14 protein-coding genes are annotated in these 14,295 nt (G+C 76.1%); 12 read left to right on the top strand and 2 right to left on the bottom strand.

Annotation, left to right across the window (positions count from 1 at the left end):
• The first annotated feature begins 13 nt into the window (after positions 1-13).
• On the top strand, positions 14-694 hold the full coding sequence (locus tag GD880_RS10280) for a PspA/IM30 family protein (protein WP_152231540.1): 681 nt from the start codon (positions 14-16) through the stop codon (positions 692-694).
• 39 nt (positions 695-733) lie between these two features.
• Here the strand turns inward: GD880_RS10280 and GD880_RS10275 are convergent, their stop codons facing one another.
• Positions 734-1,126 (bottom strand): VOC family protein, encoded by a 393-nt coding sequence (locus GD880_RS10275; RefSeq protein WP_152231539.1) that lies wholly within the window; start codon positions 1,124-1,126, stop codon positions 734-736.
• A 106-nt stretch (positions 1,127-1,232) separates the two neighbouring features.
• Here GD880_RS10275 and GD880_RS10270 point away from each other — a divergent pair, with 106 nt between their 5' ends.
• From GD880_RS10270 to GD880_RS10235, 8 genes are all read left to right on the top strand, one after another.
• Complete coding sequence (locus tag GD880_RS10270) at positions 1,233-2,024, top strand: IclR family transcriptional regulator (protein WP_152231538.1); 792 nt, start codon at positions 1,233-1,235, stop codon at positions 2,022-2,024.
• Positions 2,025-2,250: 226 nt separating this feature from the next.
• Positions 2,251-2,874: a bifunctional 4-hydroxy-2-oxoglutarate aldolase/2-dehydro-3-deoxy-phosphogluconate aldolase gene (eda, locus tag GD880_RS10265; RefSeq protein ID WP_405002744.1), complete on the top strand. Its 624-nt coding sequence runs from the start codon at positions 2,251-2,253 to the stop codon at positions 2,872-2,874.
• 10 nt (positions 2,875-2,884) lie between these two features.
• A complete protein-coding gene (locus GD880_RS10260; RefSeq protein ID WP_152231537.1) occupies positions 2,885-3,970 on the top strand; it encodes a sugar kinase in 1,086 nt (361 codons plus the stop codon).
• A 108-nt stretch (positions 3,971-4,078) separates the two neighbouring features.
• Positions 4,079-5,452, top strand: a complete 1,374-nt coding sequence (locus tag GD880_RS10255; protein ID WP_152231536.1) for an MFS transporter — start codon at positions 4,079-4,081, stop codon at positions 5,450-5,452.
• 112 nt (positions 5,453-5,564) lie between these two features.
• Positions 5,565-6,506 carry a phosphoglycerate dehydrogenase gene (locus GD880_RS10250; protein WP_152231535.1) on the top strand — a complete coding sequence of 314 codons (942 nt, stop codon included), beginning with the start codon at positions 5,565-5,567 and terminating at the stop codon, positions 6,504-6,506.
• 142 nt (positions 6,507-6,648) lie between these two features.
• Positions 6,649-7,890 carry a glycosyltransferase gene (locus tag GD880_RS10245; RefSeq protein WP_152231534.1) on the top strand — a complete coding sequence of 414 codons (1,242 nt, stop codon included), beginning with the start codon at positions 6,649-6,651 and terminating at the stop codon, positions 7,888-7,890.
• Between the two features lie 154 nt (positions 7,891-8,044).
• Positions 8,045-8,497, top strand: a complete 453-nt coding sequence (locus tag GD880_RS10240; RefSeq protein ID WP_152231533.1) for a hypothetical protein — start codon at positions 8,045-8,047, stop codon at positions 8,495-8,497.
• Between the two features lie 113 nt (positions 8,498-8,610).
• Positions 8,611-9,864: a chloride channel protein gene (locus GD880_RS10235; protein WP_226909551.1), complete on the top strand. Its 1,254-nt coding sequence runs from the start codon at positions 8,611-8,613 to the stop codon at positions 9,862-9,864.
• A 24-nt stretch (positions 9,865-9,888) separates the two neighbouring features.
• Here GD880_RS10235 and GD880_RS10230 read toward each other — a convergent pair whose 3' ends face one another.
• Positions 9,889-10,269, bottom strand: a complete 381-nt coding sequence (locus GD880_RS10230) for a VOC family protein (RefSeq protein ID WP_152231532.1) — start codon at positions 10,267-10,269, stop codon at positions 9,889-9,891.
• A gap of 251 nt (positions 10,270-10,520) precedes the next feature.
• Here GD880_RS10230 and GD880_RS10225 point away from each other — a divergent pair, with 251 nt between their 5' ends.
• The 3 genes from GD880_RS10225 (at position 10,521) to GD880_RS10215 (ending at position 14,290) form a co-directional block, all read left to right on the top strand.
• Entirely contained in the window at positions 10,521-11,417 is an 897-nt protein-coding gene (locus GD880_RS10225; protein WP_152231531.1) for an NAD(P)-dependent oxidoreductase, read from the top strand.
• Positions 11,418-11,520: 103 nt separating this feature from the next.
• Entirely contained in the window at positions 11,521-12,483 is a 963-nt protein-coding gene (locus GD880_RS10220; protein WP_152231530.1) for a metallophosphoesterase family protein, read from the top strand.
• 130 nt (positions 12,484-12,613) lie between these two features.
• Entirely contained in the window at positions 12,614-14,290 is a 1,677-nt protein-coding gene (locus GD880_RS10215; protein WP_152231529.1) for an L-lactate permease, read from the top strand.
• Positions 14,291-14,295 lie beyond the last annotated feature (5 nt).

Raw genomic sequence — 14,295 nt, 5'->3', positions numbered from 1 at the left:
GGGGACGACGACGATGGTTCGCCGCCGTCTCAGCCGGATCGTCCGGGCCCGCCGCGAGGCGCGCGCTCCCGCGCCCGACCCGCTGGTGGTGCTCGAGCGGGCCCAGCTGGAGCAGGAGGAACGCCTGGACCAGGCCCGCCGCGCCGTCGCCGACCTCGTCGTCCAGCGCCGCCGGGTCGAGCTGCTCGCCGTGCGGGCGAGCGACGAGATGGCCCGGCTCAACCGCGGCGCCGAGGAGGCCGTCGCCCGCGGCGACGACGCCGCGGCGCGCGAGCTGCTGCGCCGGTCCATCATGGCGGGGGAGCGCCGCGAGCAGCTGCACGCCCAGCGGGCCCGGCTCGACGCCCAGGTGGGCCGGCTCGAGCACGGCCTGGGGCAGGTCGAGCGGCGCCTGGAGGAGTCCCAGTCCCGCTACCTCGCGCTGCGCGCCGACCACGACGCCGCCCGCGCCGCCACCGAGGTGCGTGCCGCGCTGGGCGCGGCCGGGCAGCAGGCGGCCGAGACCCGTCGGGCGGCGCAGGAGGCCGAGCAGGCGGTCCGCGAGCTGCGGGCGCGCGCGGCCGCCTACGACGAGCTGGCCTGGACAGATCCGGACGGGGAGGCGGTGCGCGAGGCGTTCGAGGAGCTCGAGCACGGGCGCGCCGCCGACGCCGAGCTCGCGCGGCTCAAGCAGCGCCGCGCCCTCGAGCCGTAGCGCGCCGCCGCGAGGGCGAGCAGGCCGCCCGCGCGCGGGCTACTTCGCCTGCTCGTCCGGCTGGTGGATCCCGAAGATGTTGCCGTCGGTGTCGAGGTAGTAGCCCTGCCAGGCCATCCCGGGCAGGGCGTACTTCGGCAGGGCGACGGCGCCGCCGGCCCCCAGGATCGCAGCCTCGGCGGCGTCGTAGTCCTCGACGCCGACCGTCAGCACCGCGCCCGCCACCGGCTGGCCCGGCGCCGGCGCCTCGCCCCGGCGCTGCATGATCGCGCCGTCGATGCCGGGCTGGCCCTCGCCGGTGGTCACGCCGAGATAGGGCATGCCGGCGTACTCGCTCCAGTCCTGGAAGGACCAGCCGAAGACGGTGCCGTAGAACTCCTGCGCGCGGGCGACGTCGCTCGCGTGGATCTCGAAGTGGACGGGGCGGGGCATGGTCGCTCCTCGGGGCCGGCGGGTGGCTCGGACGATGTGGCACGAGCAACGTAGCGGGTCCCGGTGCCCGTCCGGGCCGCCCCGCCGTGTGGCCTACCCTCGGGCCATGACCTCCGCCGCGGTGAACCGCCCTCGCACGGGCTCCCCGGTGGAGGCCGTCGACCGGGCCCTCCTCGTCCTCCAGGCCCTGGCCGCCGACGGCCCGGGAGGATCCACCCTCGCCGAGCTCGCCGGCCGGCTCGAGGTCAACAAGACCACCCTGCACCGGGTGCTCGCGGCCCTGAAGTTCCGCGACTTCGTCGTGCAGGACCCCGCCTCCGGCCGCTACGCCCTGGGCCCGTCGGTGGCCGCGCTCGCCGACCAGTACTTCGGCGAGGACAACCTGCCCGCGCTCCTGCACCCCGCCCTGCTCGCGCTGGTCGGCGAGGTCGACGAGCTCGTCCACCTCGGCGCGCTCACCGGCGCGCACGTGCTCTACCTCGACAAGGTCGAGCCCGACCGGCCCATCCGGGTCTGGTCCGCGGTCGGGCGCCGGATGCCGGCGGTGACGACGGCGCTCGGCCGGGCGCTGCTGGCGTACCGGGGCACCGACCGTGCCATGCTCGACAGCTACCTGCCCGCGGCGGTCGACCGCGGCGCCGTCGACGCCGACCACGTGTGGGCGACCCTCGAGCTGGCCCGCGCCCGCGGGTACGCGATGGAGGACCAGGAGAACGAGCCCGGCATCACCTGTGTCGCGGTGCCGCTGCTGCGCGCCGGCACCGCGGTGGCCGCGGTCAGCGTCACCGCGCCCGCCGAGCGGATGGGCGCCGAACGGGTGCGCGGCATCTACGCGGGCATGCGCGCGGTGCTGCCGGCGCTGCTGCCGCCGGGACTGCGGCTGCCCGACGCCGAGTAGCGGCTCGCGCGCCGGGGCTGCGGGTGCCGGGCGGCAGCCGCTCCCGAGGCCGCGGCGGTGGGTGCGGGGGAGCGGCGGCTCCCGCCGCCGCGCCGCGGGCTGGTTGGCGCGGCGAGGGGAGCGGGACGGCAACCGGCGGCAACACGGTTTGCCCCGGATCACACCACCGTGCCATTCTCGTTGCGCTCAACGACATGAGCGTTCCGACCAGCGAAACAGGATCACTGTGGACCCCCTTTCCGCCCTCGCCGCCGCCCGGCTCGTGCCGGTGGTCGTGCTCGACGACGCCGCGCACGCCGCGCCGCTCGCCGCCGCCCTGGTCGCCGGCGGCCTGCCGGTCGCCGAGGTCACCTTCCGCACGGCCGCGGCCGCCGACGCCATCGCTGCGATGGCCGCGCGCGGCGACATCCTCGTCGGCGCCGGCACCGTGGTCACCCCCGCCCAGGTGGACCAGGCGGCCGACGCCGGCGCCACCTACGTCGTCTCCCCGGGCCTGAGCCGCGCCGTCGTCGAGCGCTGCCGGGAGCGCGGCGTACTCGCGCTGCCCGGCGCTGTCACGGCGAGCGAGGTCCAGGCCGCCCTCGAGCTGGGCCTGGACACGGTGAAGTTCTTCCCCGCCGGCACCTCCGGCGGCGCGGCGGCCATCAAGGCCCTCGCCGCGCCCTTCGGTCAGGTGCGCTTCGTGCCCACCGGCGGCATCGGGCCCGCCAACCTGCACGAGTACCTCGCGGTGCCCGCCGTCGCGGCGGTCGGCGGGTCCTGGATGGTGCCCCGCGACCTCGTGGCGGCCGGCGACTTCGCCGCGATCACCGAGCTCACCGCCGACGCCGTCGCGCTGGCCCGGGCCTGAGGACGCCGCCATGACCGCCCTGACCCTGCGCCCCGCCGCGGAGTGCCGCTACGACGTCGTCGCCCTCGGCGAGGTCATGCTCCGCCTCGATCCCGGCGAGGACCGCATCCGCACCGCCCGCTCCTTCCGCGCCTGGGAGGGCGGCGGGGAGTACAACGTCGCCCGCGCGCTGCGCCGCACCTTCGGGCTGCGCGGCGCGATCGTCACCGCGCTCGCGGACAACGAGGTCGGCCACCTCGTCGAGGACCTCATCCTCACCGGCGGCCTCGACACCGACCTCATCCGGTGGGCCCCCTTCGACGGCATCGGCCGCCGGGTCCGCAACGGGCTGAACTTCACCGAGCGGGGCTTCGGCGTGCGTGGCGCCGTCGGCGTCTCCGACCGCGGCCACACCGCCGCCTCCCAGCTGCGTCCCGACGACGTCGACTGGGACCACCTCTTCGGCGAGCTCGGCGTGCGCTCGCTGCACACCGGCGGCATCTTCGCCGGGCTGAGCGAGTCCGCCGCCGCCACCGTGCTCGCCGCCACCGCGGCGGCGCGGCGCCACGGCACCGTCGTCTCCTACGACCTCAACTACCGGCCCAGCCTGTGGGCCGAGAACGGCGGGCGCGCCCGGGCCCTCGAGGTCCACCGGGCCGTGGCCGACCAGGTCGACGTGCTCTTCGACTTCACCGCCACCGCCGAGCTCGGCGACGGGCGGCCGCCGCTGGCCGAGCTCGACGACGCCGCCGTGTGCGAGATCGTCGGGGCCGTCGTCGCCGCGCACCCGAACCTGCGGGTGCTCGCAAGCACCGTGCGCACCGTGCGCTCGGCCAGCGTCAACGACTTCGGGGCCCTCGCCTGGTCCCGGGAGACCGGGCTGGTGCGGGCCACCCACCGACCCGGCCTGGAGGTCCTCGACCGCGTCGGCGGCGGGGACGGCCTGGCCTCGGGCCTGATCTTCGGGCTGCTGGACGGCCAGGACCTGCAGACCGCCGTGGAGTACGGCGCCGCCCACGGCGCGCTGGCCATGACCACCCCCGGCGACACCTCCATGGCCACCAAGGCCGAGGTGCTCGCGCTCGCCGCCGGCGGCACCGCGCACGCCGTGCGCTGACCGCCTCACCCGCCCGGGTCCGCCCGGGCGCCACCGACCCGCCCGGGCACCGCCCGGGCCGCCCATCCACCGGGCCGCAAGGACGCCCGCCCCCACTCAGGAGGATGCATGACCCGCCCGATCCCGCCGACGACGTCGGACGACCCACCCGTCGACCAGGCCAACGTCCGCCGCGCTGCCTTCGCCGGCCTGGTCGGCACCGCCCTGGAGCAGTACGACTTCGTCATCTACGGCACCGCCGCCGCGATCATCTTCAACACCCTGTTCTTCCCCGAGGTCTCCCCGGCGGTGGGCGTCATCGCCTCGCTCGGTGCCTACGCCGTCGGCTTCGCCGCCCGGCCCCTCGGCGGGCTGTTCTTCGCCCGCTTCGGCGACCGGCTGGGCCGCAAGTGGGTGCTGGTCGCCACCTTGTTCCTCATGGGCATCGCGACCTTCGCGATCGGCCTGCTGCCCAGCTACCACCAGGTGGGCATCCTCGCCCCGATCCTGCTCGTCGCGTGCCGCTTCCTGCAGGGCTTCGGCGCCGGCGCGGAGCAGGCGGGCGGCGTGACCCTCCTGGCCGAGACCGCGGCCCGCGCCAAGCGTGGCCTGTACTCCTCGCTGGTCTTCGTCGGCGCGGCCGTGGGCTCCGTGCTGGCCGCGCTCGCGTGGATCCTCGCCCAGCGGCTGCCCGAGGACGCGCTGATGTCCTACGGCTGGCGGCTCGTCTTCTTCTCCTCGGCGTTCGTGACGATCGCGGCCTACATCCTGCGCCGCAAGCTCCGCGAGTCCCCGGTCTTCCAGGAGACCCAGAAGGCGCGCATCGGCGTGCAGGACACCCCGGTCGGGGACGTGCTCAAGAACGGGCGCCCCAGCCTCGTCCGCGTGTTCTTCATCAACATGGGCTCCAACGGGCAGAGCTACATCTACCAGGTGTTCATGGGCAGCTACCTGGTCACCTGGCTGGGCGTCGAGGCGACCTTCATCCCGAAGATCCTGCTCTTCGGCGGCATCGGCGCCTGCCTCGCCGCGGTCGTCGCCGGCCGGGCCTCGGACCTCCTGGGCCGCAAGCCCGTGATCCTCACCGTGCTGATCTTCCTGTTCCTGTTCCCGATCCCGGCGTTCATGATGATCGACACCAAGGAGCCGTTCCTCATCGGCCTCGTGGTCGTCATCGGGTTCATGATGGCCGGCTACGCCACGGTGGGCAGCCAGGGCGCGTTCTACGCCGAGATGTTCGGCTCGCGCTACCGCTACGCGGGCATCTCCATCGCCCGGGAGTTCTCCTCGGTCTTCGGCGGCGGCATCGCCCCGCTGGTCTCCTCCGCGCTCATCACCTGGGCGTCGGGCAGCTGGTGGCCGGTGGCGATCTACATGATGGCGATGATCGGCCTGTCCATCGTGGGCGCGCTGCTCTCCCCGGAGACCCGCGGGCGTGACCTGCGGCTGGAGGAGGACGCGCTCACCGAGAAGCGCGCCGCGCTCGTCGCCTCGCGCGACTGAGCCCCGCCGGCGTGGCGCCGCGCCGGCCGCCATGCCACCCACGCCGGCGCGGGCCCTGCACGGGCCCGCGCCGGTGTCCGTATCCTGGCCGCACGCCGTGAGAGAAGGACCCATGAAGCTGCTCCTGCCCGACTCCCTCCCGCTCGCGCCCGACCTGCCCGACGGCGTCGACGCCGTCGTCTACGACGCCGCCGCCCCGGTGCCCGCCGAGCACCGGGACGCCGAGGCCCTCGTGGTGTGGGGCAGCTCCGGCGCCGACCTCGCCGCGGCGTCCGACCAGATGCCGAACCTGCGCTGGGTGCAGACCCTCGCCGCGGGGCCGGACAGCGTCCTGCGGGCCGGCTTCCCCGGCGACGTCGTCATCACCTCCGGCTCGGGCCTGCACGACGCCACGGTGACCGAGCACGCCCTGGCCCTCACCCTGGCCCTGCTGCGGCGCCTGCCCGACGCCGCCGCCGCCCAGGCCGAGCACCGCTGGGCCCCCGAGCTCGGCGGCATCCAGCCGCTGCGCCCGCACGGGCGGGTGACCACCCTGATCGGCTCCCGCGTCCTGATCTGGGGCTTCGGCAACATCGGCCAGACCCTCGCCCCGCTGCTGCGCCAGCTGGGCGCGCACGTGCGCGGGGTGGCCCGCAGCGCCGGGCAGCGCGCCGGCTTCGACGTCGTGGCCGAGGAGGACCTGGCCGCCGAGCTCGAGCGGACCGACGTCCTCGTCATGATCCTGCCGGCCACCGACGCCACCGCCCGGGCGCTGGGCGCCGAGCGGCTCGCCGCGCTGCCCGCCCACGCCTACGTCATCAACGTCGGGCGCGGGACCACCGTGGACGAGGACGCCCTCGCCGCCGCCCTGACCGCCGGGGAGATCGCCGGCGCGGCGCTGGACGTCACCGCCGTCGAGCCGCTGCCGGCCGACTCCCCGCTGTGGGACACCCCGAACCTGCTCATCACCCCGCACGCCGCGGGCGGGCGCCCGGTCGGCGCCGACGAGCTCATCGCGCACAATGTGCGCGCGCTGCTCGAGGGCGCCCCGCTGCGCAACGTCGTCGCGCGCTGAGGGCCGGGGCGTTCGCTGACGGCCGGCGCCGCGGGGGCACGACGGCGACGGGGAGTCGACGACGCGGCGGCGGCCGTCCCGCGGGGCGCGTGAGGCGCCCGCGCGGGAGAGACTGGCCCCCTCCGCCGGAGGGAGGCTTGCCGTGCGCGTCGTCCTCGCCACCGTGGGCAGCGCGGGCGACGTCGCCCCGATCGTCGCGATCGGCACGGTGCTGGCCGGGCGCGGCCACCGGGTCAGCGTCCTGACCAACCCGCACTTCCGGGCGATGGTGGAGGACGCCGGGCTCGAGCTGGCCCCGATCGGTACCGCGGCGGCGTACGACCGCGCCCTGGCCGACCCCGACCTGTGGCACCCCACCCGCGGGCTGCGGACGATCGCCCGTGCGGCGATCCTGCCGGCCGTGCGGCCGATGTACGACTACCTCGCCGGGCTGGACGCGGCGCGCACCGTGCTGGCCGCGACCGCGCTGGCGTTCGGGCCGCGGCTCGCCCAGGAGCGCCTGGGGTTCCGGCTGGTGACCCTCCACCTCCAGCCGGCGCCGCTGCTCAGCGCCTACGACAACCCCGAGATGGCGGGGGTGCGGCTGCCGGGCTGGCTGCCGGTGCGCGCCCAGGCGTGGCGGCTGGAGCTGGGCGAGCGGCGCGTCGTCGACCCGCTGCTGACCCCGGGGCTGGGCGCCGTCCGCGCCGAGCTGGGCCTGGCGCCGGTCAGCCGGGTGCTCGGCCGGTGGATCCACTCCCCGGACCGGGCGGTGGGGCTCTTCCCCGACTGGTTCGCCCCGCCACGGCCCGACTGGCCGGCCAACCTCGTCCTCACCGGCTTCCCCGGCGGGGCGGACGGGCCGCTCGACCCCGGCCTGGCCGCCTTCCTCGCCGCCGGCGAGCCACCCGTCGTCATCACCGTCGGCTCGGCGATGGCGCACGCCCCGGGCGTGCTCGGGGAGGCGGTGGCCGCCGTCCGCCGGGCCGGCCGCCGGGCGGTCGTGCTCACCCAGTTCCGCGACCAGCTGCCCCCGCGGCTGCCGCCGGAGGTGCGCCACGTCGCCTGGGCCCCGCTGGGCCGGCTGCTGCCGCACGCCGCGGCGCTGATCCACCACGCCGGCGTCGGCACCGCCGCCCAGGCCCTCGCGGCGGGCGTCCCGCAGCTCGTGGTCCCCTTCGCCCACGACCAGCCAGACAACGCCAACCGGCTGTGCCGCCTCGGGGTCGCCGAGCGGGTCTCGCCGCGGCGTTTTCGGGCCCCGCGGGCGGCCGCCGCCCTGCGCCGGCTGCTGGACCCCGCCGTGGCCGCCCGCTGCGCCGGCTACGCCGACCGGGTGGACTTCCGCCTCGCCGCCGCCCGGGCGGGCGACGTCATCGAGGCCACCGCCCCGAGCCAGGGGTGAGGGCGCGCGGGGTGCACCGGGGGCGGGCGAGGGGCCGGCCCGCCACGGCCCACCGGCGCCCACGGGGGCCGCGAGGGGGCCGCGGATCTGGCCCGCCGGTGGGGCCGCGACCTATCGTGGACCTCATCGCTGCGCGGCAGGCAGAGGTGGGGCCATGGGCGTTGACGCCGTCGTCCGAACCCTCCGCCGGGCCGCGCGCCGGCTGCGCGGCCCCCGGTTCGAGCCCCCCGTCGATCCCCTCGGGCGCCTGCGGGCCGAGGTGCGCCGCTCCCTCGAGGCCGCGGTGCGCGCCGTGGGTGCGGCGGAGGCGGGAGGTGCCCTCGTCGGCGGCCTGGCCTCGGAGGCCGCCTACCTCGCCCGCGTGGGCGCCGAGCTCGACGACGACCTCGCCCTCGCGCAGCAGGAGCCGGACCCGCGCGCGCGGGACCTGTGGGCCGACTGGCTCGCCGACCGCGCGGTCGAGCACCGCCGGCTGTGCGCGGACCTGCGCCGCCAGGCGCACCGCGCCTCCGCCCGGAGCGGCGCCGGGCGGTTGTCCCTCGCGTCGGACCAGCTGGCCTTCCTCGAGGCCGGGCTGCGCCTCCCGCCCCACCGTCCGCAGGGGTGACACGGTCCCCGACGGCGGCCCACGACCCGACGGCCCGAGCCCTCGCGACGCCGCTGGTCACGGGCCCGGCCGGCGCCGGCGGGCGGCCCGCGGCGGCCGACTACGATCGCGGCGTGAGGGGACGGGCGGCGCCTGCGGAATGGATGCGGCTGGTGCGCCTCGCCGTCGTCACCGCCCTCATCGGCGTCGGGGGCGGCGTGAGCGGGATGGTCGTCAGCCTGGGCCTGCACGCCGTCGAGCACCTGGCGTACGGCTACTCGGCGGGGACGTTCCTCTCCGGCGTCGTCGGGTCGGCGCCGTGGCGGCGGGTGCTGGCGCTGGCGATCGCCGGCGTCGTCGGCGCGCTGGGGTGGTGGGCGCTGCGCCGGTGGGCCAAGCCGGTGGTCTCGGTGCAGGACAGCGTGCAGGGGGCGCGCATGCCGTGGCTCGCCACGGTGGCCAACGCCGCGCTCCAGGTCGTGGTCGTGGGCCTCGGCGCCTCCATCGGCCGGGAGGTCGCCCCCCGCGAGCTCGGCGCGCTCTTCGCCGGCTGGCTCAGCGAGAAGGTGGGCCTGACCGCGGTCGAGCGCCGCACCCTCGTCGCGTGCGGCGCCGGGGCGGGCCTGGCCGCCGTCTACGACGTGCCGGTCAGCGGCGCCCTGTTCACCCTCGAGGTCCTGCTCGCCCAGGTCACGTTCGCCACCGCCGTCCCGGCGCTGGCGACCGCGGCGATCGCGACGCTCGTCGCCCGCCTGGCCCTGCCGGCCGGTCCGCTGTACACGCTGCCGCAGGTGGAGGTGACGCCGTCGCTCGTCGCCTGGGCGGTGGTGGCCGGGCCGCTGCTCGGCCTGGCCGGTCACGGCTTCGTGGTGCTCGCCCAGCTGGCCGCGCGCCACCGGCCGCGGGGCTCGGCGATCCTGCTGGTCATGCCGGCCGTCTTCCTGGTCGTCGGTCTGCTCGCCGTCCCGTTCCCGTTCCTCCTCGGCAACGGGCGCGCGCTCGGCGAGGTGGCCTTCGCCGCCACCACCTCCGTCGGTCTGCTCGCCGCGCTGGCGGTCCTCAAGACCGCGGCGACGACCGCGACGATCGGTGCGGGGGCGGCCGGCGGCACGCTGACGCCCTCCCTGGCGATCGGGGCGGCGCTCGGCGGTGCGTTCGGCGGCCTGTGGGTGCTGGTGTGGCCGGGGACCCCCGTCGCGGCCTTCGCCTTCGTCGCGGCCGGGGCGTTCCTGGCCACCTCCATGCGCGCGCCGTTCACGGCCCTGCTGCTCGTCGTGGAGTTCACCGACCGGGGCCCGGCGCTGCTGCTGCCCGCGATGATCGCCATCGCCGGCTCGGTGGCGGTGAGCCAGCTGATGTCGCGGCGCTGGCTCACCGGCGTGGCTTAGCCCCTCCCCGGGGAAGCGGCGCCGTCAGAGCGGGTCGAGGCGGGTCCTGAGCAGGCAGAACTCGTTGCCCTCGGGGTCGGCCAGGACGTGCCAGGACTCCTCGCCGGTCTGGCCGATGTCGGCCGGCCGCGCCCCGAGCTCGAGGAGGCGCTCGAGCTCGGCGTCCTGGTCGCGGTCGGTGGCGTTGACGTCGATGTGCAGCCCGGGCTTGCCCGGCTCCGGCTCGTCCCTGCGGCTGAGGATGATCGTCGGCTGCGGGCCGCCGAACCCTTCACGCGGCCCGATCTCGAGGCTGCCGTCCTCTTCGCGATCGAGCACGACGAAGTCCAGGACCTCGCACCAGAATCGCGCCAGCGCCTCGGGGTCCCGGCAACCGAGCACGAGCTCGCTGATACGACATGCCATGGACGAAGCCTTCTCTCAGCGTGGGGTCGGCCGCCCGCGAGCCTCCAGGCTCTCCCGGCGGTGGGCAACGCCCGAGACCGTACCGGGCGGGGTGCGTAGGTGCGAAGGGTTTTCGGTCCGCGCCGGCACCGAGCCCGGGTCGACGCGCCGGCACCGAGCCCGCGGGTTCTCGCCCACCGACCCGTCCTCCCCGCCCGACGCGCCCACGTGGCAGGCTCCCCCGGGGAACACGGACGCGGCGAGGAGGGCGCATGTCGGAGGACAACGTCGGGCTCATCGGGCTGGGCGCCATGGGGCGGCCCATGGCGGCGCGCCTGCTCCGGGCGGCGCGCGAGCGCGGTGCGGAGCTGTGGGTGCACAGCCGCCGGCGGGCCAGCGCGGAGGAGCTGGTCGCGGCCGGGGCCCGCTGGGCGGCCACGCCCGCCGAACTGGCCGGCCGCTGCGGCGTCGTCGTCAGCATGGTCCAGGACCTGCCCCAGGTGGCCGAGGTCCTTCACGGCGACGGCGGGCTCCTCGCCGGGCTGTCCGCCCCGGCGGTCCTGGTCCTCTCCTCGACCAGCTCGCCCGACGGCGTGCGGACGCTCGCCGAGGACGTCGCCCGCCGCTCCGGCGGGCGGCTCGCCGTCGTCGACGCCCCGGTCTCGGGCGGCGTGGAGGGCGCGGCCGAGGGCACGTTGTCGATCATGGTGGGCGGCGCGCCGGCGGACGTCGCACGCGCCCTGCCGTGGCTGGGCGCGCTGGGCACCGCCGTCCACCTCGGCCCCATCGGCGCCGGGCAGGTGGCCAAGGCATGCAACCAGCTGATCGTCGCGGCCACCACCGTCGCCCTGGGCGAGGCCAGCGTCATCGCCGAGCGCTCCGGCCTCGACCTGGCCCGGCTCCTCGACCTCCTCGGCGGGGGCTACGCCGGCTCCCGCCTCCTCGAGGTCAAGAAGTCCCGGCTGGTCGGCCACGACTACACGCCCGCCGGGCCGGCGAAGTTCATGGTCAAGGACCTTGCCTTCGCCGCCGAGGAGGCACGGCGCACCGGCGTCGCCGTGCGCCAGCTGCCCGTGCTGCAGGAGGTCTTCGGCGACATCACCGCCCGCGGCCTGGGCGACCTGGACACCGCCGTCGTCCAGCGCGATCTCGAGGACCGCTCCGCCTGACGCCCGCCTCCGGGGATCGCCACCGGGACCCCGCGGCTGCGGCTTCACACCATCCCCACCGGAAGCCGCCGCGTGGCGGGCCCGCCCGGCGCACGATGGGGCCATGCCTCGACGGCTGATCCTGTGGCTGGCGCTGGCCCTCGTGGTCGTCGCCGGTGCCCTCGCCGTGCTCGCGCCCGGGTTCCTCGGCTCGGTCCTGAACACCGGCGGGACCGGCGGTGGGCAGCCGGGTGCACCGGCTGCCACGGCGTCCGCACCGGCGGCGTCGTCCGCGCCGTCACCGGGGGCGCCGGGCAGCAGCGCGGAGGGCCGGCCCCTCGTGCGGCTCGCCGTCGCCGGGGACACCGGCACCGGCAGCGACAAGGAGCGGGCCGTCGCCGCGGAGATGGCCCGGCACGGCGGGGCCGACCCCTACGCCGCCCTCGTCCTGCTGGGCGACCTGGTCTACGACGTCGGCGACCCGGCGCTCGTCGACCGCGTCGTCACCCGGCCCTTCGCCCCGGTCCTCGACACCGGCGCCGAGCTCGTGCCGGTGCTGGGCAACCACGACGAGGTCAGCGGCGAGCAGCAGCAGATCCTGCGCGCCCTGGGCCGCGACCACCCCTGGTACGTCCAGCAGGTCGGCCCCGTCCGGATCGTCGTCCTGGACTCCAACCGGGTCGACGACCGCGGGCAGACCCGCTGGCTCGAGCGGACGCTGGCCGCCGCCGTCGCGCCGGGCACGTGGACCGTCGTCGCGATGCACCACCCCGCCTACTCCGCCGGGGTGCACGGGTCGACCGCGCAGGTGCGGGAGGCGTGGGCCCCGCTGTTCGCCAGGTCCCACGTCCCGCTCGTGCTGGCCGGGCACGACCACGACTACGAGCGCACCGCCCCGCAGGACGGCGTCACCTACGTCGTCTCCGGTGGCGGGGCGGGCACCCGCCCGGTGGGCCGCGAGCCGTTCACCGTGGTGAGCGCGGCCCGGCTGCACTACCTCGACCTGGCGGTCTACGCCGACCGCCTCGTCGGCACGGCGATCACGCCGGACGGGCAGGTGCTGGACACCTTCACCCTGACCCGCTGACAGGTCGGCCTCGGCTGCCCTCTTTGGGGGAATCGTCCCTCTCGGCAGGCGCGGCGGGCCATGTGGGCGCACCCTGGTGGCGGCCCCTGGCGACCGCTCGCCAGGCCGACATCTGAGCGATGGAGCCGTCATGACATCGACAGTCCTGGCCGCGACCTTCACACCGAAGACCGACCCGGTGGCGGGGAGCCTGCTCGCCTCCGCCCTCGTGGCGCTGATCCCGCTGGTGGTGTTCTTCGTCCTCCTGGGCGTGCTGCGGCTGAAGGCGTACGTCTCCGCGCTGGGCGCGCTCGCCGCGGCCCTGCTCGTCGCCGTCATCGCCTTCAACATGCCCGTCCCGCTGGCCCTGCTCTCGGCGACCCAGGGTGCCGCCTTCGGACTGTTCCCCATCCTCTGGATCGTCCTGACCGCGCTCTGGCTCTACGAGCTGACCGTGATCAGCGGCCGGATGGACGACGTGCGCGCCACCTTCAGCGCCGTCGGCAGCGGCGACATGCGGGTGCAGGCCATGCTCATCGCGTTCTGCTTCGGCGCGCTCCTGGAGGCGCTCGCCGGCTTCGGCGCCCCGGTGGCCATCACCGGCGCGATGCTCGTCGCGCTCGGCCTGCCCCCGGTCCGCGCGGCCGTCACGGCGCTGGTCGCCAACACCGCGCCCGTCGCCTTCGGCGCCATGGCCATCCCGATCACGACGGCGGGCGGCGTGACGGGCATCCCGCCGGCCGAGATCGCCGCCGTCGTCGGCCACCAGACCCCGCTGCTGGCCTTCATCGTTCCGACGCTGCTGCTCTTCCTCGTGGACGGCTGGCGCGGCGTCCGGGAGGCCTGGCCGGTCGCGGCGGTCACCGGGGTCGTCTTCGCCATCCTGCAGTGGTGGGCGTCGAACTACTTCACCTACGAGCTCACCGACGTCGTGGCGTCCCTCGGCTCCTTCGCCGCCGCGGTGGTCATGCTGCGCTGGTGGCGGCCGACCACGCCGGACGACCAGCGCTCTCACGTGGTCGAGACTGCCCGTGGGCTCACGCCCCGGCGGGTGATCCTGGGCCTGCTGCCCTACTGGCTCGTCATCATCATCTTCGGCGTCGGCAAGCTGTGGCGCGTGGGCGTGGACCTCCCCGCGGCCCTCGCCTCGACGGACGTGCCCATCAAGTGGCCGGGCCTGTACGGCCACCTGATCGCCGCCGATGGCAAGCCCGCGACCTCGGCCATCTACAGCTTCCAGTGGCTGTCCAGCCCGGGCACGATGCTGCTCATCACCGGACTCATCGTCACGATCGTCTACGCCACCGTCGGGGACCGGGACCGGGCGCCGATCACCGTCGGCCAAGGCATCGGGGCGTTCTTCCGCACGATCCGCGACATGCGCTTCGCCATCCTGACCATCGCCACCGTGCTGGCGCTGGCGTACGTGATGAACCAGTCCGGGCAGACGGTCACGATCGGCACCTGGATGGCGGCCACCGGCGGCATCTTCGCCTTCTTCTCCCCGATCCTGGGCTGGCTGGGCACCGCGGTGACCGGCTCGGACACCTCCTCCAACGCCCTGTTCGCCAAGCTGCAGCAGACCGCCGGCATCCATGCCGGCATCAACCCGCACCTGCTGGTCGCGGCGAACAGCTCGGGCGGCGTCGTCGGCAAGATGATCAGCCCGCAGAACCTCACCATCGCGGCCGCCGCCATCGCTCGGCCCCACAGCGAGCCGGAGCTCCTGCGCCGCGGGATCGGCTACAGCATCGCGCTGCTGCTCCTGTTGTGCGTGCTGGTGTACCTGCAGTCCACGCCGGTGCTGGCCGGGATGCTGCCCTACTGAGCCGC

The organism is Georgenia ruanii (assembly GCF_009193175.1).
Classification (GTDB): Bacteria; Actinomycetota; Actinomycetes; order Actinomycetales; family Actinomycetaceae; genus Georgenia; species Georgenia ruanii.
Note: the sequence above shows the minus strand (reverse complement) of the source record. Positions and strands in the feature narration are given on the sequence as shown.